We start from the raw sequence: 24,168 nt of genomic DNA, 5'->3' as shown, positions 1-24,168 counted from the left end.
CGCTGCCGGCCTTTTTCTGTTGTATCATGTTGCTTGGCAGCATTGCAGCAGAAAAGCTGCCGTATAAAGCAGCAAAACAGTAAGACCGTTGTTGTGAAGCGTAAGTTGTGAAGCGTAAGTTGTGAGCGCGAGTGATAGCAAAGCGCTAACAGCACTACTGTAACACTGTTATCTATCAAGATTTTTGACGGCGAGCTACCGATTTAGGAGCTTGCTGTCTGCGTCTGAAACGCCCGCGGGGCAGATGACCACGCATCGGTCACCCATGGTGAACAAGCTGGGGAATACAGATGGCTTACTCATATACTGAGAAAAAACGCATCCGCAAGGATTTCGGCAAACTGCCCCAAGTGATGGATGTGCCTTACTTGCTGGCCATCCAGCTTGATTCCTACTACGACTTTCTCCAGCAGGATCGTTCGCCCGACGAGCGCCACGAGATTGGTCTGCACGCGGCGTTTAAGTCCGTGTTTCCGATCGAGAGTTTCTCTGGGAATGCGGCGCTGGAGTATGTCAGCTACCGTTTCGGCACGCCGGCGTTCGATGTAAAAGAGTGTCAGCTGCGTGGCGTGACCTATTCCGCCCCGCTGCGTGTCAAGGTTCGCTTGATCATCTATGATCGCGACTCCTCGAACAAGGCAATCAAGGATATTAAAGAGCAGGAAGTCTACATGGGGGAAATCCCCCTGATGACCGAGAACGGTACCTTTGTTATCAATGGTACTGAGCGGGTTATCGTTTCTCAGCTCCACCGTTCGCCCGGTGTGTTCTTCGATCACGACAAAGGTAAGAGCCACTCCTCAGGCAAGCTGCTCTACTCTGCCCGAGTGATTCCTTATCGTGGTTCCTGGTTGGACTTCGAATTTGACCCTAAAGATAACGTCTTTGTGCGTATTGACCGTCGCCGGAAACTTCCTGCGTCAGTGTTAATGCGTGCCTTGGGTATGAATACCGAAGAGATCCTTGCGGAGTTTTTCGAAACTAGCAAGTTTAGCATTGAGAAAACCGGCTTCTTTGTAGAGCTGGTGCCGTCACGTCTGCGCGGTGAAACCGCTACCTTTGACATTAAAGATGGTGAAGGTAATGTCATTGTTGAAGAAGGGCGTCGTATTACCCAGAAGCACATCCGTCAGCTGGAAAAAGCTGGCCTGGATCGTCTGGAAATACCGATGGAGTATCTGTTTGGTAAAACGTTGGCCAAAGATCAGATCGATACTAAAACTGGCGAGCTGATTTGTCCGTGTAATACCGAAATTACGCCTGAAGTACTCGAGCGTATGGCGCAGGGTGGCATCACCCACATCGAAACGCTCTACACCAACGACCTCGACTGTGGTTCGTTTATTTCCGATACGCTGAAGCTAGATTCTACAGGCTCTGCGCTTGAAGCGTTGGTTGAAATTTACCGCATGATGCGCCCTGGTGAGCCGCCTACTAAAGAGGCTGCTGAGACGCTGTTTAACAACCTGTTCTTCAGCGAAGATCGCTACGACCTGTCAGGCGTAGGTCGTATGAAGTTCAACCGCCGACTGCGTCGCGATACCGACACAGGCTCTGGCGTACTGGATCGTAAAGACATCCTTGATGTTCTACGCGAGCTGATCAATATCCGTAACGGCTTCGGTGACGTTGACGATATCGATCACTTGGGCAACCGCCGTATTCGCTGCGTTGGCGAAATGGCAGAAAACCAGTTCCGCGTTGGCTTGGTTCGTGTAGAGCGTGCGGTGAAAGAACGTCTTTCCATGGCGGAAAGCGAAGGCCTGATGCCGCAAGATCTGATCAACGCTAAGCCGGTCGCGGCAGCGGTGAAAGAGTTCTTCGGTTCTAGCCAGCTTTCCCAGTTTATGGATCAGAACAACCCGCTTTCTGAGGTTACCCACAAGCGCCGTGTGTCTGCACTCGGCCCAGGTGGTTTGACCCGTGAGCGTGCTGGCTTCGAAGTGCGCGACGTACACGCCACGCACTATGGTCGCCTTTGCCCGATTGAAACGCCGGAAGGCCCGAACATCGGTTTGATTAACTCGTTGGCGACGTACAGTCACACCAACAGCTATGGCTTCCTCGAAACGCCATACCGTAAGGTCAATGCTGGGCAAGTGACAGACGATATCGTTCACCTGTCGGCGATTGAAGAGGGCGACTTTGTTATTGCCCAGGCATCTGCTGGTGTGGATGAGTCCAACAGGCTGAGTGATGACTTGGTTCAGGTGCGTCACCGTGGTGAAACCACCTTTATGCGTCCTGAGCAAGTCACGCTAATGGATGTGTCGCCGCGTCAGGTAGTTTCGGTAGCAGCTGCATTGATTCCGTTCCTGGAACACGATGATGCTAACCGTGCCTTGATGGGTGCGAACATGCAGCGTCAGGCGGTACCGACCCTGCGCGCTGACAAGCCGTTAGTGGGCACCGGTATGGAGCGCTTTGTTGCGCGTGACTCTGGCGTTTGCGCCGTGGCACGTCGTGGTGGTGTGATCGACTCGGTTGACGCGCGTCGTGTGGTGGTGCGGGTGCATGAAGATGAAATCATCGGCGGCGAAGCTGGTGTTGATATCTACAACCTGACCAAGTACACCCGTTCTAACCAGAACACCTGTATGAACCAGCGCCCCATTGTGCGCCCTGGTGACAGCGTAGCCCGTGGCGATATTCTTGCTGACGGCCCGTCTGTTGACATGGGTGATTTGGCGCTAGGTCAGAACATGCGCATCGCGTTCATGCCCTGGAACGGTTACAACTTCGAGGACTCCATCCTGCTATCTGAGCGGGTGGTTCAAGAAGACCGCTTTACCACGATTCATATTCAGGAACTGACCTGCGTATCACGCGATACCAAGTTAGGGCCGGAAGAGATCACCGCCGATATTCCCAATGTTGGGGAGTCTGCGCTGGGTAAGTTGGACGAAGCTGGTGTTGTTTATATCGGTGCTGAAGTTGGCCCCGGCGATATTCTGGTCGGTAAGGTAACACCGAAAGGTGAGACCCAGCTGACGCCGGAAGAAAAGCTTCTGCGTGCCATCTTCGGTGAGAAAGCATCTGACGTTAAAGACACGTCGCTGCGCGCGCCGACTGGTATGAAAGGTACCGTCATCGACGTTCAGGTATTTACCCGCGACGGCGTTGAAAAAGACTCTCGTGCGCTTGCTATCGAACAGATGCAGCTGGATGAAGTTCGTAAAGATCTTCAGGAAACCTATCGTATTGCTGAAGACGCTACCTTTGAGCGCCTGAAGCGTACATTGGAAGGTCAGGCTGTTAATGGCGGCCCGAACCTGAAGAAAGGCGATGTACTTGACGAGGCTTACCTCGACGAACTACCGCGCCAGCAGTGGTTCAAACTGCGTATGCAGGATGAGGCTTATAACGAGCTGTTGGCTCAAGCCGATGAGCAACTCGAAAACCGCCGTAAAGAGATGGACGAGCGCTTTGAAGATAAGAAGCGCAAGCTGACCCAGGGCGATGATCTCGCACCGGGCGTGCTGAAAATCGTCAAGGTTTACATGGCGGTTAAGCGTCGCATTCAGCCAGGCGACAAGATGGCAGGCCGTCACGGTAACAAAGGTGTTATCTCAGCGATTATGCCCATCGAAGATATGCCGTTCGATGAGAAGGGCGAGCCGGTTGATGTGGTATTGAACCCGCTGGGTGTTCCGTCGCGGATGAACGTTGGTCAGATTCTTGAAACTCACCTGGGCATGGCTGCCCGCGGTTTGGGTGTCAAGATCGACGCGATGCTACGCGATGCACGTGGTCAGCAAGTTGCTGAAATTCGTGACTTCCTAGGCCAGATATATAACACGCCAGGAACCCGTGTTGAGGATATTGATTCGTTAAGTGATGAAGAGATCATTGCGCTAGCGAAAAACCTCAAAGGCGGTGTACCTATGGCAACGCCGGTATTTGACGGTGCTAAAGAGCACGAGATCAAACACCTGCTGAAGCTTGCTGACATTCCTGAGTCTGGACAGATGACGCTGTACGATGGCCGTACTGGCGATGCGTTTGACCGCTCGGTGACCGTTGGCTACATGTACATGCTCAAGCTGAACCACTTGGTAGACGACAAGATGCACGCGCGCTCTACCGGTTCTTACTCGCTAGTGACTCAGCAGCCGCTGGGTGGTAAGGCGCAGTTCGGTGGTCAGCGCTTTGGTGAGATGGAAGTGTGGGCGCTGGAAGCTTACGGTGCCGCGTATACGCTGCAAGAGATGCTCACCGTCAAGTCGGACGACGTCGAAGGCCGCACCAAGATGTATAAAAACATCGTGGATGGCGACCACACCATGCAGGCAGGCATGCCGGAATCCTTCAACGTACTCGTGAAGGAAATCCGCTCGCTGGGCATCGATATCGAGTTAGAGAGCTAGGAGCCGTCCCATGAAAGATTTGGTGAAAGTACTCAAATCGCAATCTCAGTCCGAAGAGTTTGACGCGATCAAGATTACCCTGGCGTCGCCGGACATGATTCGCTCCTGGTCGTTTGGCGAGGTGAAGAAGCCTGAGACCATCAACTACCGTACCTTTAAGCCGGAGCGGGATGGTCTGTTCTGCGCCAAAATTTTCGGCCCAGTAAAAGACTATGAGTGTTTGTGCGGTAAGTATAAGCGCATGAAGCACCGCGGCATCATTTGTGAGAAGTGTGGCGTTGAAGTCACCAAGGCTGCCGTGCGCCGTGAGCGCATGGGCCACATTGAGCTGGCATCGCCGGTTGCTCACATTTGGTTTTTGAAGTCACTGCCGTCTCGTATCGGCATGTTCCTCGATATGACTCTGCGTGATATCGAGCGCGTGCTGTACTTTGAAAGCTTTGTCGTCATCGATCCTGGTATGACCACGCTGGAGCGTGGTCAGTTACTCAACGATGAGCAGTACTTTGAAGCGCTAGAAGAGTTCGGTGATGACTTTGACGCCCGTATGGGTGCCGAAGCTGTCCAAGAGCTGCTGAAAGATATCGATCTGGAAGAAGAGATTAATCACCTGCGTGAAGAGATTCCGCAGACTAATTCTGAAACCAAGATTAAGAAGCTTTCAAAGCGTTTGAAGCTGCTTGAAGCGTTCTACCACTCCGGCAACGCGCCAGCGTGGATGGTCATGGAAGTGCTGCCTGTGCTGCCGCCGGATCTTCGTCCGTTGGTACCGCTGGACGGCGGCCGCTTTGCGACCTCAGATCTGAACGACCTTTATCGTCGCGTTATCAACCGTAACAACCGCCTGAAGCGTCTGCTTGATCTTAATGCGCCGGATATTATCGTGCGCAACGAGAAGCGCATGCTGCAAGAAGCGGTTGATGCGTTGTTGGATAACGGCCGTCGTGGCCGCGCCATTACAGGTTCTAACAAGCGTCCGCTGAAATCCCTTGCCGACATGATCAAAGGTAAGCAGGGTCGTTTCCGCCAGAACTTGCTAGGCAAGCGTGTCGACTACTCCGGCCGTTCGGTTATCACTGTGGGGCCGACCTTGCGTCTGCACCAGTGTGGTCTGCCCAAGAAAATGGCGCTTGAGCTGTTCAAGCCGTTTATCTACTCCAAGCTGCAGTCGTTGGGCTACGCCTCAACGATTAAAGCTGCCAAGAAGATGGTTGAGCGCGAATTGCCTGAGGTGTGGGACATCCTTGCCGATGTTATCCGTGAGCACCCGGTGCTGCTTAACCGCGCACCGACGCTCCACCGTCTTGGTATCCAGGCGTTTGAGCCGCTGTTGATCGAAGGTAAAGCGATCCAGCTGCACCCGCTGGTATGTGCCGCCTACAACGCCGACTTTGACGGTGACCAGATGGCGGTACACGTACCGCTGACCCTGGAAGCCCAGCTTGAAGCGCGTGCGCTGATGATGGCTACCAACAACGTGCTGTCACCCGCCAACGGCGAGCCGATCATCGTTCCATCGCAAGACGTTGTTCTGGGTCTGTATTACATGACCCGCGAAAAGATCAACGCTAAAGGCGAGGGCATGGTGTTCTCTGACCTCAATGAGGTAGAGCGCGCCTTTGGTACTCAGTCGGTATCGCTGCATGCTCGCGTGAAAGTGCGTCTGGACGAAGTCGATGTCGAAGAAGAGACCGGCGAGCGTAGTTTCCATCGTCGCATCTATGACACGACGGTTGGCCGCGCACTACTGTTCCGTATTTTGCCGGAAGGCGTGCCGTTCTCGCTAATCGATCAGCCGATGAAGAAGAAGGCGATCTCTAGCTTGATCAATGAGGTCTACCGTCGTGCTGGCTTGAAGCCTACGGTTATCTTCGCTGACCAACTGATGTACACCGGTTTCCGTTTGGCAACGTGGTCGGGCGCCTCTATCGGTGTTAACGACTTCGTTATTCCTGATGCGAAAACCGAGATTGTTGATGCTGCAGAAGCAGAAGTTAAAGAGATCGAAGACCAGTTCTCTTCTGGCCTAGTAACTGCTGGTGAGAAGTACAACAAGGTTATCGATATCTGGTCGAAGGCCAACGATAAAGTTGCCAAAGCGATGATGGTGGGTATCTCAAAAGAGACCGTCATTGATCGTGAAGGCAATGAAGTCGAGCAGGATTCGTTCAACAGCGTCTTCATCATGGCTGACTCCGGTGCGCGTGGTTCTGCTGCCCAGATCCGTCAGTTGGCGGGTATGCGTGGTTTGATGGCTAAGCCGGATGGCTCAATCATCGAAACGCCGATCGTCGCTAACTTCCGTGAAGGTCTAAACGTACTGCAGTACTTCATCTCGACCCACGGTGCACGTAAAGGTCTTGCGGATACGGCCCTGAAAACGGCCAACTCTGGTTACCTGACTCGTCGTCTGGTGGATGTTGCTCAGGACTTGGTTATTACTGAGACCGACTGTGGCACTGAAAACGGCTTGACCTTGCACCCGATCATCGAGGGCGGCGACATTATTGTACCGCTGTCTCAGCGCGTACTTGGTCGTGTTGTTGCGATTGATGTGATCGATCCGAGCAATGATGAAGTGCTTATTCCGCGCGGCACGTTGCTGGACGAAAAGTGGTGTGCGTCGCTAGACACCATGGGTGTCGACGAAATTATCGTTCGTTCTACCATTACCTGTGACACTGCCCACGGTGTCTGTGCTTCCTGTTACGGACGTGACTTGGCACGTGGCCATCAGGTCAATATTGGTGAGTCTGTCGGTGTTATCGCTGCACAGTCCATCGGTGAGCCGGGTACACAGCTGACCATGCGTACGTTCCACATTGGTGGTGCGGCATCGCGTTCATCAGCAGTGGACAGCGTTCAGGTCAAGCATGGCGGTAAAGTACGCCTGCACAACATCAAGCATGTAGAGCGCGCTGACGGTAAGCTGGTGGTTGTTTCTCGCTCAAGTGCACTGGCAGTTGCTGATGACCATGGTCGTGAGCGTGAGTACTATAAACTGCCCTACGGTGCCGAGCTGTCTGTTCGTGACGGTGACGTGGTTGATGGTGGTGCGATTGTCGCGAAGTGGGATCCGCACACCCATCCGATTATTGCTGAAGTAGAAGGTAAGGCGCAGTTTATCGACCTTGATGAAGGTGTCACCATGCACCGCAGCGTCGATGAAATGACTGGCCTTTCATCTATCGAGGTGATTGAGTCAGCAGCCCGCCCGATGGCCGGCCGCGATAAGCGCCCGATGGTCATGCTGCAAGACGCGGCGGGTGAGTACGTGTCGGTATCTGGCTCGAATACGCCAGTGCAGTACTTGCTGCCAGGCAACTCGATTATCTCTGTCGACGATGGATCTACCATTGGCGTGGGCGAGGTGGTCGCACGTATCCCGGTAGAAGCATCAGGTAACAAAGATATTACTGGTGGTCTGCCACGCGTTGCTGATCTCTTTGAGGCGCGTAAGCCGAAAGAGTCGGCGATTCTGGCTGAAATCAGCGGTGTTATCAGCTTCGGTAAAGAGACAAAGGGTAAGCGTCGTTTGACGATTACACCGGAATCTGGCGATCCGTTTGAAGCACTGATCCCGAAGTGGCGTCAAATTGCTGTTTTCGAAGGTGAAGCCGTCGAGAAGGGTGAAGTGATTTCGGATGGACCGAGCAATCCCCACGACATTCTGCGATTACTGGGTGTGGCGGAACTGGCCAAATACATCACTGCTGAAGTACAAGATGTTTACCGTCTGCAGGGTGTTGGCATCAACGATAAGCATATCGAAGTCATTGTTCGTCAGATGCTGCGTAAGGTAGAGATCTCTGATTCAGGTGACTCTGACTTTATTACTGGCGATCAAGCCGAACTTGTACGCGTACTAGAGCAGAATGCGCGTCTTGAGAAAGAAGGTAAATTCCCAGCCAAGTATCAGCGCTTGCTGCTGGGTATCACTAAGGCCAGCTTGGCCACTGAGTCGTTCATTTCAGCGGCATCGTTCCAGGAAACGACCCGTGTATTGACCGAAGCAGCGGTGACAGGCAAACGCGACTATCTGCGCGGCCTGAAAGAAAACGTGGTGGTTGGGCGTCTGATTCCGGCAGGTACCGGCCTGACTCACCACGCAGAGCGTCGTCGCAAACGTGAAGACGTTGAGCGCTTGTTCAACCCCTCGGCTACCGAAGTTGAGCAGGAGCTTGGTGCTCAGTTAACCGCCCTTGATTCAGACGACGAGCTGTAATTAGCGGTAAGGCAAACGAGTAACAACGAGTCGCTGGTCCTTATGGCGCAGTCTTGCTGGTTAAACCGCCAGCAAGACTTGACGCCACCTAGGGTCAGCCTTTAGAATGCGCAGCCTTTAACAGTGGGGCGGGTGCGCCCGCATCCGCTGCTCGTATTTGTTGAAAGGCCAGGCAACCATTGGAGTCAGCTAAACACCATGGCAACGATTAATCAGCTAGTGCGCAAGCCGCGCAAGCGCCCCGTCACTAAGAGTGACGTACCTGCGCTTCAGGCATGCCCGCAAAAGCGCGGCGTATGTACGCGCGTTTATACTACTACCCCTAAGAAGCCGAACTCGGCCTTGCGTAAGGTTTGCCGTGTGCGCCTTACCAACGGTTTCGAAGTGTCTTCTTACATTGGTGGTGAAGGTCACAACCTGCAAGAGCACTCTGTTGTTCTGATCCGTGGCGGTCGTGTAAAGGATTTGCCAGGTGTGCGTTATCACACCGTTCGTGGCGCACTCGACACTTCCGGCGTACAGAACCGTAAGCAGGGTCGTTCTAAGTACGGTACCAAGCGTCCGAAGTCCTAAGGCGTCTTGTTGCAGCGTTTTACGATGCTGTGTTGTTACCTTAATACGAATATGACGGTCTGATAAGAGTAAGGTCGGGCGGTGCAATTAGCACACATTAGTTCCGGGTTTACCTGAAGGATCCTTAATTGAGGGCTTATCATGCCTAGAAGAAGAGTTGTAGCTAAACGCGAAATCCTGCCGGATCCTAAGTTCGGAAGTGAGCGTCTGGCGAAGTTCATGAACCATCTGATGGTCAGCGGCAAGAAGTCCATAGCTGAGCGCATCGTCTACGGTGCGTTGGACAAGGTTGCCGAGCGTAGTAATGAAGAGCCGCTGGAAATCTTCGACAAAGCGCTGGAAACCATCCAGCCGATGGTCGAAGTTAAGTCGCGCCGCGTTGGTGGTGCGACCTATCAGGTGCCGGTCGAAGTTCGTCCTTCGCGTCGCCAAGCCCTAGCAATGCGCTGGTTGGTGGACGCTGCGCGTCGCCGCGGTGAAAAAACGATGGTTCAGCGCCTGGCAGGTGAAATGCTGGATGCCGCTGAAGGCAAAGGCTCGGCTGTTAAGAAGCGTGAAGATGTGCATCGTATGGCAGAAGCCAACAAGGCCTTCTCTCACTATCGTTTCTAAACTCGGCGTTTCTAAGTATGTATTCATTTTTGCTGGTTGCGCTGCGTTAAAGAATTTTTTCGCCATGTTGCAACACGTCGCCGCTATCGTTGTCGATGGCGGCAGTAGCATACGCAAAATGAATACTGCTGAATTAACGAGCATCGCCAACTAACGGGAGCTTCACCGTGGCACGCAAGACTCCACTTAATCGTTATCGCAATATCGGTATCGTCGCTCACGTTGACGCGGGTAAAACCACGACAACGGAACGCGTACTGTTTTATACCGGTCTTTCCCACAAAGTGGGTGAAGTACACGACGGTGCTGCGACGACAGACTGGATGGAGCAGGAGCAAGAGCGTGGTATTACAATCACCTCTGCTGCTGTTACCACCTTCTGGCAAGGTATGAGCAAGCAGTTTGACGAGCATCGCATCAATATCATTGATACGCCTGGACACGTTGACTTCACAATCGAAGTTGAGCGTTCTTTGCGTGTTCTTGATGGTGCTGTCGTTGTACTGTGTGGCTCTTCCGGCGTTCAGCCGCAGACCGAAACTGTTTGGCGTCAGGCCAATAAGTATGAAGTTCCGCGCATGGTATTCGTCAACAAGATGGACCGTACCGGCGCTGATTTCTTTATGGTCGTTGACCAGCTTAAAGAGCGCTTGGGGGCTAACGCTGTGCCAATCCAGATCAACTGGGGCACAGAAGAAGACTTCAAAGGCGTCATCGACTTGATCCAGATGAAGGCCATCCTGTGGGATGAGGCGAGTCTGGGTATGAACTTTGATCTCGTTGATATTCCGGCTGAGCTACAAGAAACAGCCGAAACATATCGCGAGCAAATGATTGAAGCCGCTGCCGAAGGCTCTGAAGAGCTGATGGACAAGTATTTAGAAGGCGGTGAGCTGACAGTTGAAGAGATCAAGGCTGGTCTTCGTGCGCGTACGTTAGCAAACGACATTGTTCTGGTTACCTGTGGTTCTGCATTTAAGAACAAAGGTGTTCAGGCAGTGCTCGACGGTATTATCGAATACATGCCTTCGCCGACAGAAGTTAAAGCGATCGAAGGTGAGCTTGACGATAAAGACGGTACCATCGCTACTCGTGTAGCCGATGATAGCGCACCGTTCGCAGCGTTGGCGTTTAAGATCGCTACCGACCCCTTCGTTGGTACCTTGACCTTTATCCGCGTCTACTCGGGCGTTCTTAAATCTGGTGACGGCGTTTACAACTCCGTTAAGCAGAAGAAAGAGCGTGTTGGCCGTATTGTTCAGATGCACGCCAACTCGCGTGAAGAGATTAAAGAGATTCTGGCGGGTGATATCGCAGCGTGTATCGGTCTGAAAGACGTGACCACGGGCGACACTCTATGTGATATCGATAACAAAATTGTTCTCGAGCGCATGGAATTCCCGGATCCGGTTATCTCGGTAGCGGTTGAGCCGAAGTCGAAAGCTGACCAGGAAAAAATGGGTATCGCTCTGGGTAAACTGGCCCAGGAAGACCCTTCCTTCCAGGTTAAGACTGACGAAGAAACCGGCCAGACCATTATTTCTGGTATGGGCGAGCTACACCTGGACATTATCGTTGACCGTATGCGTCGCGAGTTCAAGGTTGAAGCCAATATCGGCAAGCCTCAGGTTGCCTATCGTGAAACCATTCGCGGTAGTGTTGAGCAGGAAGGTAAGTTTGTACGTCAGTCAGGTGGCCGCGGTCAGTACGGTCATGTCTGGTTGCGTATCGAGCCGCTGGTAGCAGCAGAAAAGGGTGAAGGCGAAGGCGAAATTTTCTTCAAATTCAACTCTGAAATCGTAGGTGGTGCGGTTCCCAAAGAATACGTGCCTGCGGTTGAGAAGGGTGCCTACGAACAGCTCAAAAACGGTGTCATCGCGGGCTACCCGATGATCGACGTCAAGGTAACGCTGTTTGATGGTTCCTTCCACGACGTGGACTCTAATGAGACTGCGTTCAAGATTGCTTCTTCTATGGCAGTGAAAGAAGGTGCCAGGAAGGCCAAGGCCGTGCTGCTGGAGCCGGTGATGAAGGTCGAAATCGTGACCCCCGAAGAATTTATGGGTGACGTCATGGGCGACCTGAGCCGTCGTCGCGGTCTGGTGCAGGGCATGGATGACTCCTCTTCTGGTAAAGTCATTCGTGCAACGGTGCCACTGGGTGAGATGTTCGGTTATGCAACCGACCTACGCTCGCAAACCCAGGGCCGCGCGAGCTACTCTATGGAGTTCGCGAAGTACGAGGAGGCGCCCTCCAGCGTCGTTGAAGCCGTCATCAATCAAAACGGTTAACCGTTAGCTAACGTAAAGAGGTTATAGCAGTGGCTAAGGAAAAATTTGAACGTTCCAAACCGCACGTCAACGTCGGCACCATCGGTCACGTCGACCACGGTAAAACGACCCTGACAGCGGCCCTAACCCGCGTGTCTGCTGAGGTTTTCGGCGGTGACTGGCGTGAGTTTGATACCATCGATAACGCTCCTGAAGAGCGCGAGCGCGGTATCACCATCGCTACGTCTCACGTTGAATACCAGTCTGAAGAGCGTCACTACGCACACGTTGACTGCCCGGGGCACGCTGACTACGTCAAGAACATGATCACCGGTGCTGCGCAGATGGACGGCGCAATCCTGGTATGTTCTGCTGCTGACGGCCCGATGCCGCAGACGCGTGAGCACATCCTACTGTCTCGTCAGGTTGGCGTTCCGTACATCGTTGTGTTCCTGAATAAAGCGGACATGGTCGATGACGAAGAGCTGCTTGAACTGGTTGAGATGGAAGTTCGCGAACTCCTCGACGAGTACGACTTCCCGGGTGACGACACGCCGATCATCACTGGTTCTGCGCTGATGGCGCTGAACGGTGAAGACGAAAACGGCATGGGTACTACTGCTGTTGCGAATCTGATCAAAGCTCTGGATGAGTACATTCCTGAGCCGGAGCGTGCTATCGACCAGCCGTTCCTGATGCCGATCGAAGACGTGTTCTCTATCTCTGGCCGCGGTACTGTTGTTACCGGTCGTGTAGAGCGCGGTATCGTTAAAGCGGGCGAAGAAGTAGAAATCGTCGGTATTCGCGACACCACTAAAACCATCGTTACCGGTGTTGAAATGTTCCGTAAGCTGCTCGACGAAGGTCGTGCAGGTGAGAACGTTGGCGCTCTGCTGCGTGGTACTAAGCGTGATGACGTCGAGCGTGGCCAGGTTCTGGCTAAGCCAGGCACCATCAACCCGCACACTACCTTCGAAGCAGAAGTGTACGTGCTGTCCAAAGAAGAGGGTGGTCGTCACACGCCTTTCTTCAAGGGCTACCGTCCTCAGTTCTATTTCCGTACCACTGACGTAACGGGAACTTGTGAACTGCCGGAAGGTGTTGAAATGGTAATGCCGGGCGACAACGTTAAGATGGTTGTTACCCTGATCGCTCCGATCGCTATGGACGACGGTCTGCGCTTCGCAATTCGCGAAGGTGGTCGTACCGTTGGTGCTGGCGTTGTTGCAAAAATCATCAAGTAAGCTTGCTTGATTGATTGATCAAGGGGGCTCGTTAGAGCCCCCTTTTCTGCGCACCAATAGCAAATGTTTGACATGGGCTTTTGGCGTGCCTATAATGCGCATCCTTTGAATGCGTGGGTAGACGGCTCGCGCCGTCGACATCCATTGGAGTTTAGGGCAAATGCAGAACCAAAAGATTCGCATTCGGTTGAAAGCGTTCGACCATCGCCTGATTGATCAGTCCACAGCGGAAATCGTTGAAACCGCTAAGCGTACTGGTGCTCAGGTTCGTGGTCCGATCCCGCTGCCGACCAACCGCGAGCGTTACACCATTCTGATTTCACCGCACGTCAACAAAGATGCGCGTGACCAGTATGAGATTCGTACGCACAAGCGTGTGCTCGATATTGTTGAGCCAACCGAGAAAACTGTTGATGCATTGATGAAGCTCGATCTCGCCGCTGGCGTAGACGTGCAAATCAAGCTCGACTAATTACACTAGACACTCGCGGCCCAGCGCTCATTAATTTTTAGAATGAGCAGCAGCCGCCGCGCCGTGAGGCGCCACACAATGTGCTAGTGGAATGCTCTGGAAAGGGCAGCCATAGCGGGTGATAGCCCCGTACACTATAGGAGACTGAGTATGACTATCGGTTTAGTCGGTAAAAAGGCCGGGATGACCCGTGTCTTTACCGAAGATGGCGCTTCTGTGCCCGTGACCGTTATTGAAGTTGATCCTAACCGTGTAACGCGCGTTAAGACCCTTGAGTCTGACGGTTATGCAGCGGTTCAGGTCACCACAGGTTCTCGCAAAGCCAAGCACCTCACCAAAGCGCAAGCGGGTCAGTTTGCCAAGGCGGGTGTTGAGGCTGGTCGTTCACTGATGGAATTTCGTCTTGCAGAAGGCGAAGAATCTCCAGAAGTGGGTGGCGAACTCACCGTATCCCTCTTCGAAGCTGGTCAAATGATTGATGTGACCGGCACCTCTAAGGGTAAAGGCTTCCAGGGTGCTGTTAAGCGCTGGAATTTCCGTACCCAAGACAACACGCATGGTAACTCCCTGTCGCACCGCGCGCCGGGTTCTATCGGCATGTGTCAGACCCCGGGTCGCGTATTTAAAGGCAAAAAAATGGCCGGTCAAATGGGTAATGCCCGTTGCACCGTACAGAGCCTTGAGATCGTCCGTGTCGACGCCGAGCGTAACCTGCTGCTGATCAAAGGTGCTGTTCCGGGCGCGACCGGTAGCGATGTTATCGTTCGCAGCGCCGTGAAAGCTCGCTGAAGGGGATAATTACCAATGAATCTGAATCTTGCTGCAGGCACGGGTACCGTTGAAGTAGCCGACGCCACTTTTGGCAAAGAATTCAACGAAGCGCTGGTTCACCAGGTGGTAACTGCCTATTTGGCTGGTGGCCGTCAAGGTACTCGCGCTCAAAAGAACCGTTCCGACGTACGTGGTGGTGGTAAAAAGCCGTGGCGTCAGAAGGGTACCGGTCGTGCACGTGCCGGTACTATCCGCTCTCCGCTATGGCGCAGCGGCGGCGTAACTTTCGCGGCGCGTCCTCAGGACCATAGCCAGAAAGTAAACCGCAAAATGTACCGTGCGGCGATGCGTTCCATCCTGTCTGAACTCGTACGTCAAGAGCGTCTGATCGCTATTGAAGAGTTTAGCGTTGAAGCGCCGAAGACCAAGCAGGTAGCTGCCAAGCTGAAAGAGCTCAACCTTGAGAAAGTGTTGATCGTTACTGAAGAAATTGACGAGAAGCTCTATCTGGCCGCACGCAACCTTCCCCACGTTGACGTGGTGGATGTCGCTGCAGCTGATCCGGTGAGCCTAGTTGCCTTTGATAAGGTTCTGGTCACCGTCTCCGCCCTGCGTAAATTCGAGGAGAAGCTGGCATGAACCAGGAGCGCGTATTTAAGGTTCTGCTTGGACCGCACGTGACCGAAAAGGCCGCGATGGCAGCCGAGCGCAACCAGTACGTTTTCAAAGTGGCATCTGATGCTACCAAGCCCGAGATCAAGAAAGCCGTTGAAGCACTATTCGGCAAGAAGGTCGGCAGCGTTCAAGTATTGAACGTGAAGGGTAAAACTAAGCGTACTGCTCACGGCGTTGGCCTGCGTAAGGGTTACCGCAAAGCGTATGTGACCCTGGCTGCGGGTGAAACGCTCGAAGACTTCTCTGGCGCCGAATAAGGGCAGGAGTACGGATAATGGCAATCGTCAAGACCAAACCCACATCCGCCGGTCGTCGCCACGTCGTTAAGATCGTTGGTGAAGAACTGTACAAAGGCCGTGCTTATGCACCGCTTTTGGAAAAACAGTCCAAGTCCGGTGGCCGTAACAACTACGGTCGCATCACCACTCGCCACGTGGGCGGTGGTCATCGTCACCACTATCGGTTGATCGACTTCAAGCGCACAAAAGATGGCATTCCTGCCACTGTTGAGCGTCTGGAGCACGACCCGAACCGCAGTGCGCACATTGCACTGCTAAAGTACGCTGATGGCGAGCGTCGTTACATCATTGCACCGAAAGGTGTCAGCGCGGGTGACGTGCTGGAATCTGGTGTAAACGCGCCCATCAAGAAAGGTAATGCTTTGCCGCTGCGCAACATCCCGCTTGGTTCTACCGTTCACGGTATCGAACTGAAGCCGGGCAAAGGCGCGCAGATTGCTCGCAGTGCCGGTACTAGCGCCCAGTTGGTCGCTCGTGAAGGTAATTATGCCACCTTGCGTCTTCGCTCTGGCGAAATGCGTAAAGTACTGGCTGAATGCCGCGCGACCTTGGGTGAAGTGAGCAACTCTGAGCACAGCCTGCGTCAACTTGGCAAGGCCGGTGCGAAGCGCTGGAGAGGCGTGCGTCCGACTGTTCGCGGTGTCGCGATGAACCCAGTCGATCACCCGCACGGTGGTGGCGAAGGCCGCACCAGTGGTGGTCGTCACCCGGTATCCCCATGGGGCGTGCCGACTAAGGGTCACAAGACGCGTAAGAACAAGCGCACCGACAAGCTGATCATTCGTCGTCGTAATAAGACGCGTTGATCTAAATTGCCAAGACATTAAGAGGTAACGGCTGTGCCACGTTCACTAAAGAAAGGTCCCTTCATTGACCTTCATCTTTTGAAGAAGGTAGAGGCTGCAGTGGAGAAGAACGATCGCAAACCGATCAAGACTTGGTCGCGTCGTTCGATGATCCTGCCAAACATGGTAGGCCTCACAATCGCTGTCCATAACGGTCGCCAACACGTCCCGGTGCATGTCTCCGAGGAAATGGTTGGTCACAAGCTGGGCGAATTCGCTGCTACTCGCACTTATCGCGGGCATGCGGCGGACAAGAAAGCCAAACGGTAAGCCAGAGAGGATTGAGAGATGGAAGTCACAGCTAAGCTGCGTGGCGCTCGTTTATCCGCCCAGAAGGCCCGTTTGGTGGCTGACCAGGTGCGCGGTAAACCGGTCGCCGAAGCACTCGACCTGCTGACCTTCTCACCGAAGAAGGCTGCCAAGCTGGTTAAGAAAGTGCTGCAGTCCGCCATTGCAAACGCGGAAGAAAATAACGGCATGGATATAGACGAGCTGCGTGTCTCGACCATCTGCGTCGATGAGGGCATGACGCTCAAGCGTATCAAGCCGCGTGCCAAAGGGCGTGCGGATCGTATCTTGAAGCGCACCTGTCACATCACCGTCAAGGTAGCCGAGAAGTAGGAGTCGACCAGATGGGTCAGAAAGTCAATCCAACAGGCATTCGACTGGGCATCGTCAAAGACCATGCTTCTGTCTGGTATGCCGAGCGCGGCGCCTATGCCGATAAGCTCAATAATGATCTCGAAGTGCGCAGCTTCCTGGAACAGCGTTTGAAAAACGCTTCCGTAAGCCGCATTCACATCGAGCGTCCGGCTAATAATGCCCGCATCACCATTCACACTGCCCGTCCGGGTATCGTGATTGGCAAAAAAGGTGAAGATGTCGACCGTTTGCGTCGTGATCTCACCGAGATGATGGGCGTTCCGGTTCATGTGAACATTGAAGAAGTTCGCAAGCCGGAGCTGGATGCCAAGCTAGTCGCTGCTAACGTAGCGGGTCAGCTTGAGCGTCGCGTCATGTTCCGTCGTGCTATGAAGCGCGCGGTACAGAACGCAATGCGTCTTGGCGCTGGCGGCATTAAGATTCAGCTGTCAGGTCGTCTGGGTGGTGCCGAAATCGCACGTACCGAATGGTACCGCGAAGGTCGCGTTCCGTTGCACACGTTGCGTGCGGATATCGACTACGCCACTTACGAAGCTCACACCACCTACGGCGTCATCGGCGTCAAAGTGTGGATCTTCAAGGGCGAAATCCTCGGTGGTATCGAGGAAGTACGTGCCAAGGCTAAGCAACAGCCTGCCGGCAACGCGCCCAAGAAGAAAGGTTCCAGGTAAGGGGAGAGCGAGTCGATGTTACAGCCCAAGCGTATGAAATTCCGTAAGATGATGAAAGGCCGCAACCGTGGCCTGGCGCATCGCGGAAGCAAGATCAGCTTCGGGGAGTACGGTCTCAAAGCAACCGGTCGTGGCCGCATTACTGCGCGCCAGATCGAAGCCGGCCGTCGTGCGATCACACGTCACGTTAAGCGTGGCGGTAAAATTTGGATCCGCGTCTTCCCTGATAAGCCGATCTCCAAGAAGCCGCTCGAAGTTCGTATGGGTAAAGGTAAAGGTTCCGTTGAGTACTGGGTAGCCCAGATCCAACCGGGTCGGGTCCTGTACGAAATTGAAGGTGTATCTGAAGAGCTGGCCCGTGAAGCATTTGAGTTGGCCGCACAGAAGATGCCCTTGTCCACCACCTTTGCTAAACGGACGGTGATGTGATGAAAGCCCAGGAAATTCGTGAAAAGTCCGTAGGAGAGCTTCAAGAGCAACTCCTCGAGCTACTCCGCGAGCAGTTTAACCTGCGCATGCAGAAGGCCACTGGCCAACTGAGCCAGACTCATCTGCTCAAGCAGGTCCGCCGGGATATCGCCCGCGTGAAGACTATGCTCAACGAGAAGGCAGGTGAATAAGATGGCCGAAGAGAAAAAAACACGTACGCTCACCGGCAAGGTGGTGAGCGATAAGATGGATAAATCCATCGTCGTAATGATCGAGCGTCGTGAGCGTCACCCGATCTACGGAAAATACGTCAAGCGCTCCACCAAGCTGCACGCCCATGATGAGGCGAACCAGGCTAAGGCAGGCGATACGGTTTCCATTCAGGAGTGCCGTCCGCTTTCCAAGAAGAAAGCTTGGACGCTGGTCGAGGTGGTCGAACAAGCCAAGGGTTAATCCCCTTGTCTGTTCAACCAGTGCAGTCAGATTAGGTTTGGAGAAAACCGATGATTCAGACTCAGACAATGCTGGATGTCGCCGACAACAGCGGAGCGCGCCGGGTGCAATGCATCAAGGTGTTAGGCGGTTCACACCGTCGCTACGCTCGCGTTGGTGACGTCATTAAGGTAACGGTGAAGGAAGCGATTCCGCGCGGTAAGGTCAAAAAAGGCCAAGTGCTGAAAGCGGTAGTCGTTCGCACCCGTAGTGGCGTCCGTCGTAGTGACGGTTCGCTGATCCGTTTCGATGGAAATGCGGCAGTTTTGTTGAATAACACCAACGAACAGCCGATCGGCACGCGTATCTTCGGGCCGGTAACTCGTGAACTTCGTAATGAGAAGTTCATGAAGATCATTTCCCTAGCGCCTGAAGTGCTGTAAGGAGCGAGGCGGATATGCAAAAGATCAAACGTGACGATGAAGTCATCGTCATCGCCGGGAAGGATAAAGGCAAGCGTGGCACTGTTAAGCGGGTATTAGAAAACCGTTTCGTGGTGTCCGGTGTGAATATGATTAAACGTCACACCAAGCCTAATCCCATGGCGGGAAATCAGGGCGGTATCGTCGAGCGTGAGGCTCCGATTCACGCGTCCAACGTAGCCATCTTCAATTCGGAGACCGGTAAGGCGGATCGCGTCGGCTTCCAAGTTAAGGAAGACGGTACCAAGGTACGTATCTACAAGTCGACGCAGACGCAGATCGACGCCTAACGCGAGTCGGGTAGCAAAATGGCGAACTTGAAAGAACGTTATCAAAACGAGGTCGTGGCTCAGCTCAAAGAGCAGTTCAGCTACGCCAACGTAATGCAGGTACCCCGGATCACGAAAGTGACTCTGAACATGGGTATCGGCGAAGCGGTCAGCGATAAAAAGCTGATCGATAATGCCATCGGCGACCTGGAGAAACTCTCCGGTCAAAAACCGTTGGTGACCAAGGCACGCAAGTCCATCGCGGGCTTCAAGGTGCGCGAAGGTTGGCCGATTGGTGTCAAAGTTACACTACGCTCAGCGCGTATGTGGGACTTCTTGGACCGTTTGGTGAACATTGCGATTCCCCGCGTGCGTGACTTCCGTGGTCTCAATCCGAAGTCTTTTGACGGTCGCGGCAATTACTCAATGGGTGTGCGTGAGCAGATCATCTTCCCAGAGATCGAGTATGATAAGATCGATCGTATCCGGGGGCTGGACGTCACTATCACTACTACCGCCAACACCGACGAGGAAGGTCGTGCGCTATTAGCGGCACTGAACTTCCCGTTTAAGAAATAAGGGTTGGATCATGGCTAAGAAAAGTATGATAGAGCGCGAGCTCAAGCGTACTCAGCTAGTCGAGAAGTATGCGGCTAAGCGCGCAGAGCTCAAGAAAATCATCTCGGACGTGAACGCTTCTGAAGAAGAACGTTTCGAGGCGACGCTGAAGCTGCAGCAACTGCCGCGTGACTCAAGCCCGGTGCGTCAGCGTAACCGCTGCCGCGTCACTGGCCGTCCGCACGGTTTTTACAACAAGTTCGGCCTTGGCCGTAACAAGCTGCGTGAAGCCGCCATGCGTGGCGACGTCCCTGGTCTGAAAAAGTCCAGTTGGTAACGTCACGTCGAATCATCAGGAGCGCACATTAAATGAGCATGCAAGACACTCTAGCGGATATGTTTACCCGTATCCGCAATGCGCAGATGGCCACCAAGGAGACGGCTACCATGCCGTCCTCCAAGCTGAAAGTTGAAGTGGCCCGCGTGTTAAAGGAAGAAGGCTACATTACCGACTTTACGGTGGCTGAAGGCGTTAAACCCGAGCTGACCGTTACTCTCAAGTACTTCGAGGGTAAGCCGGTTATTGAGCACATTCAGCGGGTTTCCAAGCCGTCTTTGCGCCAATACAAGGGCAAGGACAACCTGCCTAAGGTCGCCGATGGTCTGGGTATCGCGATTGTCACCACCTCTAATGGTGTCATGACCGATCGTGCCGCGCGCCAAGCAGGCGTCGGTGGCGAAGTCATCTGCACCGTATTCTAGGAGGCTGGAATGTCCCGCATAGCGAAATATCCGGTTAAAGTGCCTGCTGGTGTCGAGATTAAAATCGATGCTGGCCAGCTGACCGCCAAAGGCGGCCAGGGCACACTATCTATGACCATTCACCAAGATGTGGTGATTGGTCAAGAAGATGGTCAGCTGACCTTCGCCCCGAGTGAGTCTGCCAAGAGCTGGGCAATGGCCGGTACTACCCGCGCCTTGGTTCAGAACCTGGTAACGGGCGTATCCGAGGGTTTCACAAAAACTCTCGAAATTGTAGGCGTCGGTTATCGTGCCCAAGCTAAGGGCCAGACGCTCAATCTTTCACTGGGCTTCTCGCACCCGGTCGACTATGAACTGCCTAAGGGTGTCTCAGCGGAAACGCCGAAGAACACCGTGATCGTGCTGAAAAGCGCGGACAAGCAGATGCTCGGCCAGTGCGCCGCGGAAATCCGCGCCTTCCGTCCCCCTGAGCCGTATAAAGGCAAGGGTGTTCGGTACGCCGACGAGCAGGTGCGTCGCAAAGAAGCCAAGAAGAAGTAAGGCAGGGTTATGAACGCGAAGAAAGAATCTCGTCTCCGTCGTGCCCGCCGCGCTCGCGCAAAGATCCGCGAGCTGGGCGTGTATCGCCTGTGCGTCAACCGTACTCCGCGTCACATCTATGCGCAGATTATCTCGCCGGATGGTGGCAAAGTGCTAGCCAGTGCTTCTACGCTGGACAAAGCACTGCGCGAGGGTGCGACTGGCAACGCAGAAGCCGCCTCTAAGGTTGGCGCTCTGATTGCTGAACGCGCTAAAGAAGCAGGCATCACCCAGGTGGCCTTCGATCGTGCTGGCTTTAAGTATCACGGTCGCGTTAAGGCTCTGGCCGACGCCGCTCGTGAAGGCGGCCTGGAATTCTAAAGGGTTTTACGATGGCGAAGAACGAACAGCAAAGCGGTGATCTGCAAGAGAAGTTAGTGCAGGTTAACCGCGTCGCCAAGGTGGTCAAAGGTGGTCGTATTTTCGGCTTCACCGCGCTGACCGTCGTTGGTGATGGTAAAGGTCGTGTCGGTTTTGGTCGTGGCAAGGCGCGTGAAGTGCCGGTCGCGATTCAGAAAGCGATGGATCAAGCTCGTCGCAACATGGTCAAGGTCAACCTTGCAGGCCATACGCTTCAGTACCCGGTAAAAGCCCGTCATGGTGCTTCCAAGGTGTACATGCAGCCGGCTTCTGAAGGTACCGGTATCATCGCTGGCGGCGCTATGCGCTCTGTACTAGAGCTTGCTGGCGTCCATGATGTACTGGCCAAGTGCTACGGTTCCACCAACCCGGTTAACGTGGTACGGGCGACTGTTAAAGGTCTCTCCTCCATGCAAGCACCGGAAGACGTGGCCGCTAAGCGCGGTCTGTCTGTCGAAGCGATCACGGGGTAAGGCACCATGGCAGCAACGATCAAGGTTACCCAGATCCGCAGCACCATCGGCGTTTTGCCCAAGCACAAGGCTACTATGAAAGGCCTGGGTCTGCGTCGCATCGGTCACACGGTTGAGCTGGAAGACACCCCTGCCGTACGCGGCATGATCCACAAGGTTAACTACCTTGTGCGCGTTGAGGGAGAGTAATCCATGAAACTCAATACCCTGAGCCCTGCACCGGGCTCCAAACACGCTGAAAAGCGCGTTGGTCGTGGTATCGGTTCCGGTCTTGGTAAGACCGGCGGCCGTGGCCACAAAGGTCAGAAATCTCGCAGTGGCGGCAGCGTCAAGCCTGGTTTCGAAGGCGGTCAGATGCCACTACAGCGTCGTTTGCCGAAGTTTGGCTTTACGTCTGCTAAGTCGCTGGTATCTGAAGAAGTACGTCTGGCTGAACTTGCTAAGGTTGCTGGTGACGAAGTCACTATGGAAACTCTGAAGCAAGCCAACGTGCTGAAGGATGCGACGCTTCACGCGAAGATCATCCTTTCTGGCGAACTGAACAAGGCGGTTACCGTTCGTGGTATCAAGGTCACCAAAGGTGCCCGTGAAGCGATCGAAGCCGCCGGCGGCAAGGTAGAGGACTAAATGGCCAAGTCAGGAAATATGCCGGCGATGGGCAGCGGTCTGAGTGAACTGTGGGCGCGTTTGCGCTTCGTACTCCTCGCCATCGTGGTGTACCGTATTGGTGCCCACATTCCCGTTCCCGGTATCAATCCTGACCAGCTTGCTGCCTTGTTTAGGGAGCAACAGGGCACCATCCTAGGCATGTTCAACATGTTCTCAGGTGGCGCCCTGGAGCGTATGAGCGTCCTCGCCTTGGGCATAATGCCCTACATTTCGGCGTCGATTATCATGCAGCTCATGACTGCAGTCTCTCCTCATCTTGAGCAGCTCAAGAAAGAGGGTGAGGCTGGCCGCCGCAAGATTAGCCAGTACACCCGCTACGGCACGGTGATACTGGCTCTTGTCCAGGCGACCGGCATGTCGGTCGGTCTGGCTAGCCAAGGCATCGCATACAGCGCTGACTTTAGCTTCTATTTCACCGCCGTGATTACGTTTGTGTCAGGTGCGGTGTTTATGATGTGGCTAGGTGAGCAGATCACCGAGAAGGGTATTGGCAACGGTATTTCGCTGCTAATCTTCGCGGGGATCGTTGCTGGGCTGCCCAGTGCCGTCGGGCAAGCATTCGAGCTTGCTCGTAATGAAGGGGCCTGGAATGTTCTTCCGCTGTTAGCGCTGTCAGTGCTAGGTATTGCTACCGTTGCATTTGTGGTATTCATCGAACGCGGTCAACGCCGTTTGAAAGTGAATTACCCTAGGCGACAGGTTGGCAATAAGATGTATGCAGGTCAAAGCAGCTATTTGCCTTTGAAAGTGAATATGGCTGGTGTTATTCCAGCAATTTTCGCCTCCAGTATTTTGCTCTTCCCGGCCTCAATTGGTCAGTGGGTTGGTGCTGGCGAAGGAATGGAGTGGTTGCAGCGTGCATCACAAGCGTTAGGCCCTGGCCAACCGCTTTACATCTTGCTTTTCGCGGCGGCAGTGGTATTCTTCTGCTTCTTTTACACAGCGCTGGTCTTCAACCCCAAGGATGTAGCTGACAATCTCAAAAAGTCAGGTGCTTTCCTGCCGGGCATTCGCCCCGGCGAGCAGACCGCTCGCTATATCGATAAAGTAATGACTCGTCTTACTTTGTTCGGTGCCTTGTATATCACTGCGGTTTCCTTGATGCCCCAGTTCCTGATAGTCGCTTGGAACGTGCCGTTTTTCTTCGGTGGTACCTCGCTTCTAATCGTGGTTGTGGTCATCATGGACTTCATGGCCCAGGTGCAGTCGCATCTCATGTCGCATCAATATGACTCGGTGATGAAGAAGTCCAACCTGAAAGGCTACGGTAGCGGCGGCATCACGCGCTGAGGCGCGCCGTTGCGATTTGGAGAGAACGATGAAAGTTCGAGCTTCCGTAAAGAAGATGTGCCGTAACTGCAAGATCATTCGTCGCAATGGCGCTGTCCGCGTCATTTGCATCGAACCGCGGCACAAGCAGCGCCAGGGTTAATTCCTGGGTTGTTTTTAAGCGGGTGCCGGCATACCC

At 53.9% G+C, this 24,168-nt stretch carries 29 protein-coding genes; all 29 read left to right on the top strand.

Annotated features, from left to right (window positions below; all coding sequences use genetic code 11):
* Positions 1-290 precede the first annotated feature (290 nt).
* Complete coding sequence (gene rpoB / locus CR46_RS0115225) at positions 291-4,367, top strand: DNA-directed RNA polymerase subunit beta (protein ID WP_030074214.1); 4,077 nt, start codon at positions 291-293, stop codon at positions 4,365-4,367.
* Positions 4,368-4,377: 10 nt separating this feature from the next.
* Positions 4,378-8,592, top strand: coding sequence for a DNA-directed RNA polymerase subunit beta' (gene rpoC, locus CR46_RS0115220; RefSeq protein ID WP_030074213.1), 4,215 nt, complete (start codon positions 4,378-4,380; stop codon positions 8,590-8,592).
* Between the two features lie 198 nt (positions 8,593-8,790).
* Entirely contained in the window at positions 8,791-9,165 is a 375-nt protein-coding gene (rpsL, locus tag CR46_RS0115215) for a 30S ribosomal protein S12 (RefSeq protein ID WP_009098973.1), read from the top strand.
* A 141-nt stretch (positions 9,166-9,306) separates the two neighbouring features.
* On the top strand, positions 9,307-9,777 hold the full coding sequence (gene rpsG / locus CR46_RS0115210; protein WP_009098975.1) for a 30S ribosomal protein S7: 471 nt from the start codon (positions 9,307-9,309) through the stop codon (positions 9,775-9,777).
* Positions 9,778-9,944: 167 nt separating this feature from the next.
* Complete coding sequence (fusA, locus tag CR46_RS0115205; RefSeq protein ID WP_030074212.1) at positions 9,945-12,068, top strand: elongation factor G; 2,124 nt, start codon at positions 9,945-9,947, stop codon at positions 12,066-12,068.
* Positions 12,069-12,097: 29 nt separating this feature from the next.
* Positions 12,098-13,291 carry an elongation factor Tu gene (gene tuf / locus CR46_RS0115200; protein ID WP_009723905.1) on the top strand — a complete coding sequence of 398 codons (1,194 nt, stop codon included), beginning with the start codon at positions 12,098-12,100 and terminating at the stop codon, positions 13,289-13,291.
* A 160-nt stretch (positions 13,292-13,451) separates the two neighbouring features.
* On the top strand, positions 13,452-13,763 hold the full coding sequence (gene rpsJ, locus CR46_RS0115195) for a 30S ribosomal protein S10 (RefSeq protein WP_009098983.1): 312 nt from the start codon (positions 13,452-13,454) through the stop codon (positions 13,761-13,763).
* A gap of 150 nt (positions 13,764-13,913) precedes the next feature.
* Positions 13,914-14,552 carry a 50S ribosomal protein L3 gene (gene rplC, locus CR46_RS0115190; protein ID WP_009723904.1) on the top strand — a complete coding sequence of 213 codons (639 nt, stop codon included), beginning with the start codon at positions 13,914-13,916 and terminating at the stop codon, positions 14,550-14,552.
* 15 nt (positions 14,553-14,567) lie between these two features.
* A complete protein-coding gene (rplD, locus tag CR46_RS0115185; protein ID WP_030074211.1) occupies positions 14,568-15,173 on the top strand; it encodes a 50S ribosomal protein L4 in 606 nt (201 codons plus the stop codon).
* A complete protein-coding gene (gene rplW / locus CR46_RS0115180) occupies positions 15,170-15,466 on the top strand; it encodes a 50S ribosomal protein L23 (protein ID WP_009723902.1) in 297 nt (98 codons plus the stop codon). The genes rplD and rplW overlap by 4 nt, the downstream gene beginning before the upstream one ends.
* A 17-nt stretch (positions 15,467-15,483) precedes the next feature.
* The gene (gene rplB / locus CR46_RS0115175) at positions 15,484-16,314 is read left to right on the top strand and encodes a 50S ribosomal protein L2 (RefSeq protein WP_030074210.1); all 831 of its coding nucleotides are present in this window, start codon (positions 15,484-15,486) and stop codon (positions 16,312-16,314) included.
* Positions 16,315-16,347: 33 nt separating this feature from the next.
* Complete coding sequence (gene rpsS / locus CR46_RS0115170; RefSeq protein WP_009098993.1) at positions 16,348-16,623, top strand: 30S ribosomal protein S19; 276 nt, start codon at positions 16,348-16,350, stop codon at positions 16,621-16,623.
* Between the two features lie 18 nt (positions 16,624-16,641).
* Positions 16,642-16,974 (top strand): 50S ribosomal protein L22, encoded by a 333-nt coding sequence (gene rplV, locus CR46_RS0115165; RefSeq protein ID WP_010626471.1) that lies wholly within the window; start codon positions 16,642-16,644, stop codon positions 16,972-16,974.
* A gap of 11 nt (positions 16,975-16,985) precedes the next feature.
* On the top strand, positions 16,986-17,687 hold the full coding sequence (gene rpsC, locus CR46_RS0115160) for a 30S ribosomal protein S3 (RefSeq protein WP_030074209.1): 702 nt from the start codon (positions 16,986-16,988) through the stop codon (positions 17,685-17,687).
* A gap of 15 nt (positions 17,688-17,702) precedes the next feature.
* Positions 17,703-18,116 (top strand): 50S ribosomal protein L16, encoded by a 414-nt coding sequence (gene rplP, locus CR46_RS0115155; RefSeq protein WP_007112000.1) that lies wholly within the window; start codon positions 17,703-17,705, stop codon positions 18,114-18,116.
* Positions 18,116-18,307, top strand: coding sequence for a 50S ribosomal protein L29 (rpmC, locus tag CR46_RS0115150; RefSeq protein ID WP_009723898.1), 192 nt, complete (start codon positions 18,116-18,118; stop codon positions 18,305-18,307). Before rplP ends, rpmC begins: the two co-directional genes overlap by 1 nt.
* Before the next feature lies 1 nt (position 18,308).
* Complete coding sequence (gene rpsQ / locus CR46_RS0115145) at positions 18,309-18,569, top strand: 30S ribosomal protein S17 (RefSeq protein WP_009723897.1); 261 nt, start codon at positions 18,309-18,311, stop codon at positions 18,567-18,569.
* Positions 18,570-18,619: 50 nt separating this feature from the next.
* Complete coding sequence (rplN, locus tag CR46_RS0115140; protein WP_009723896.1) at positions 18,620-18,991, top strand: 50S ribosomal protein L14; 372 nt, start codon at positions 18,620-18,622, stop codon at positions 18,989-18,991.
* Positions 18,992-19,005: 14 nt separating this feature from the next.
* Positions 19,006-19,320, top strand: coding sequence for a 50S ribosomal protein L24 (gene rplX / locus CR46_RS0115135; protein WP_009723895.1), 315 nt, complete (start codon positions 19,006-19,008; stop codon positions 19,318-19,320).
* 18 nt (positions 19,321-19,338) lie between these two features.
* Positions 19,339-19,878 carry a 50S ribosomal protein L5 gene (rplE, locus tag CR46_RS0115130; protein WP_009723894.1) on the top strand — a complete coding sequence of 180 codons (540 nt, stop codon included), beginning with the start codon at positions 19,339-19,341 and terminating at the stop codon, positions 19,876-19,878.
* A gap of 10 nt (positions 19,879-19,888) precedes the next feature.
* Positions 19,889-20,194: a 30S ribosomal protein S14 gene (rpsN, locus tag CR46_RS0115125; RefSeq protein ID WP_009723893.1), complete on the top strand. Its 306-nt coding sequence runs from the start codon at positions 19,889-19,891 to the stop codon at positions 20,192-20,194.
* Between the two features lie 32 nt (positions 20,195-20,226).
* Positions 20,227-20,619 carry a 30S ribosomal protein S8 gene (rpsH, locus tag CR46_RS0115120; RefSeq protein ID WP_009723892.1) on the top strand — a complete coding sequence of 131 codons (393 nt, stop codon included), beginning with the start codon at positions 20,227-20,229 and terminating at the stop codon, positions 20,617-20,619.
* 9 nt (positions 20,620-20,628) lie between these two features.
* Positions 20,629-21,159 carry a 50S ribosomal protein L6 gene (rplF, locus tag CR46_RS0115115; protein ID WP_009723891.1) on the top strand — a complete coding sequence of 177 codons (531 nt, stop codon included), beginning with the start codon at positions 20,629-20,631 and terminating at the stop codon, positions 21,157-21,159.
* 9 nt (positions 21,160-21,168) lie between these two features.
* Positions 21,169-21,519: a 50S ribosomal protein L18 gene (rplR, locus tag CR46_RS0115110; protein ID WP_009723890.1), complete on the top strand. Its 351-nt coding sequence runs from the start codon at positions 21,169-21,171 to the stop codon at positions 21,517-21,519.
* Positions 21,520-21,530: 11 nt separating this feature from the next.
* The gene (rpsE, locus tag CR46_RS0115105; protein ID WP_007111990.1) at positions 21,531-22,031 is read left to right on the top strand and encodes a 30S ribosomal protein S5; all 501 of its coding nucleotides are present in this window, start codon (positions 21,531-21,533) and stop codon (positions 22,029-22,031) included.
* Between the two features lie 6 nt (positions 22,032-22,037).
* Complete coding sequence (gene rpmD / locus CR46_RS0115100; RefSeq protein ID WP_009723888.1) at positions 22,038-22,220, top strand: 50S ribosomal protein L30; 183 nt, start codon at positions 22,038-22,040, stop codon at positions 22,218-22,220.
* A gap of 3 nt (positions 22,221-22,223) precedes the next feature.
* On the top strand, positions 22,224-22,658 hold the full coding sequence (rplO, locus tag CR46_RS0115095; protein WP_030074208.1) for a 50S ribosomal protein L15: 435 nt from the start codon (positions 22,224-22,226) through the stop codon (positions 22,656-22,658).
* The gene (gene secY, locus CR46_RS0115090) at positions 22,659-23,990 is read left to right on the top strand and encodes a preprotein translocase subunit SecY (protein ID WP_030074207.1); all 1,332 of its coding nucleotides are present in this window, start codon (positions 22,659-22,661) and stop codon (positions 23,988-23,990) included. It abuts the gene before it with no gap.
* A gap of 28 nt (positions 23,991-24,018) precedes the next feature.
* Positions 24,019-24,132, top strand: a complete 114-nt coding sequence (rpmJ, locus tag CR46_RS18260) for a 50S ribosomal protein L36 (protein WP_009099023.1) — start codon at positions 24,019-24,021, stop codon at positions 24,130-24,132.
* Positions 24,133-24,168 lie beyond the last annotated feature (36 nt).

Origin of the sequence: Vreelandella neptunia (assembly GCF_000712975.1) — a bacterium.
GTDB classification, from domain to species: domain Bacteria; phylum Pseudomonadota; class Gammaproteobacteria; order Pseudomonadales; family Halomonadaceae; genus Vreelandella; species Vreelandella qaidamensis.
This window is presented reverse-complemented; position numbering and strand designations above follow the sequence as displayed.

What these genes read in the sequence shown, in the direction of transcription:
- rplN (WP_009723896.1), top strand. Translation starts at nt 18,620, where the DNA reads ATGATTCAGACTCAGACAATGCTGGATGTCGCCGACAACAGCGGAGCG.
- rpsC (WP_030074209.1), top strand. Translation starts at nt 16,986, where the DNA reads ATGGGTCAGAAAGTCAATCCAACAGGCATTCGACTGGGCATCGTCAAA.
- rplF (WP_009723891.1), top strand. Translation starts at nt 20,629, where the DNA reads ATGTCCCGCATAGCGAAATATCCGGTTAAAGTGCCTGCTGGTGTCGAG.
- rplP (WP_007112000.1), top strand. Translation starts at nt 17,703, where the DNA reads ATGTTACAGCCCAAGCGTATGAAATTCCGTAAGATGATGAAAGGCCGC.
- rplX (WP_009723895.1), top strand. Translation starts at nt 19,006, where the DNA reads ATGCAAAAGATCAAACGTGACGATGAAGTCATCGTCATCGCCGGGAAG.
- rplW (WP_009723902.1), top strand. Translation starts at nt 15,170, where the DNA reads ATGAACCAGGAGCGCGTATTTAAGGTTCTGCTTGGACCGCACGTGACC.
- rpsQ (WP_009723897.1), top strand. Translation starts at nt 18,309, where the DNA reads ATGGCCGAAGAGAAAAAAACACGTACGCTCACCGGCAAGGTGGTGAGC.
- rplO (WP_030074208.1), top strand. Translation starts at nt 22,224, where the DNA reads ATGAAACTCAATACCCTGAGCCCTGCACCGGGCTCCAAACACGCTGAA.
- rplC (WP_009723904.1), top strand. Translation starts at nt 13,914, where the DNA reads ATGACTATCGGTTTAGTCGGTAAAAAGGCCGGGATGACCCGTGTCTTT.
- secY (WP_030074207.1), top strand. Translation starts at nt 22,659, where the DNA reads ATGGCCAAGTCAGGAAATATGCCGGCGATGGGCAGCGGTCTGAGTGAA.
- rpmD (WP_009723888.1), top strand. Translation starts at nt 22,038, where the DNA reads ATGGCAGCAACGATCAAGGTTACCCAGATCCGCAGCACCATCGGCGTT.
- rpsN (WP_009723893.1), top strand. Translation starts at nt 19,889, where the DNA reads ATGGCTAAGAAAAGTATGATAGAGCGCGAGCTCAAGCGTACTCAGCTA.
- rplE (WP_009723894.1), top strand. Translation starts at nt 19,339, where the DNA reads ATGGCGAACTTGAAAGAACGTTATCAAAACGAGGTCGTGGCTCAGCTC.
- rpoC (WP_030074213.1), top strand. Translation starts at nt 4,378, where the DNA reads ATGAAAGATTTGGTGAAAGTACTCAAATCGCAATCTCAGTCCGAAGAG.
- rpsE (WP_007111990.1), top strand. Translation starts at nt 21,531, where the DNA reads ATGGCGAAGAACGAACAGCAAAGCGGTGATCTGCAAGAGAAGTTAGTG.
- rpsJ (WP_009098983.1), top strand. Translation starts at nt 13,452, where the DNA reads ATGCAGAACCAAAAGATTCGCATTCGGTTGAAAGCGTTCGACCATCGC.
- rpsG (WP_009098975.1), top strand. Translation starts at nt 9,307, where the DNA reads ATGCCTAGAAGAAGAGTTGTAGCTAAACGCGAAATCCTGCCGGATCCT.
- rpoB (WP_030074214.1), top strand. Translation starts at nt 291, where the DNA reads ATGGCTTACTCATATACTGAGAAAAAACGCATCCGCAAGGATTTCGGC.
- rpmC (WP_009723898.1), top strand. Translation starts at nt 18,116, where the DNA reads ATGAAAGCCCAGGAAATTCGTGAAAAGTCCGTAGGAGAGCTTCAAGAG.
- rplD (WP_030074211.1), top strand. Translation starts at nt 14,568, where the DNA reads ATGAATCTGAATCTTGCTGCAGGCACGGGTACCGTTGAAGTAGCCGAC.
- rplR (WP_009723890.1), top strand. Translation starts at nt 21,169, where the DNA reads ATGAACGCGAAGAAAGAATCTCGTCTCCGTCGTGCCCGCCGCGCTCGC.
- rpsH (WP_009723892.1), top strand. Translation starts at nt 20,227, where the DNA reads ATGAGCATGCAAGACACTCTAGCGGATATGTTTACCCGTATCCGCAAT.
- rpmJ (WP_009099023.1), top strand. Translation starts at nt 24,019, where the DNA reads ATGAAAGTTCGAGCTTCCGTAAAGAAGATGTGCCGTAACTGCAAGATC.
- rplV (WP_010626471.1), top strand. Translation starts at nt 16,642, where the DNA reads ATGGAAGTCACAGCTAAGCTGCGTGGCGCTCGTTTATCCGCCCAGAAG.
- rpsL (WP_009098973.1), top strand. Translation starts at nt 8,791, where the DNA reads ATGGCAACGATTAATCAGCTAGTGCGCAAGCCGCGCAAGCGCCCCGTC.
- rplB (WP_030074210.1), top strand. Translation starts at nt 15,484, where the DNA reads ATGGCAATCGTCAAGACCAAACCCACATCCGCCGGTCGTCGCCACGTC.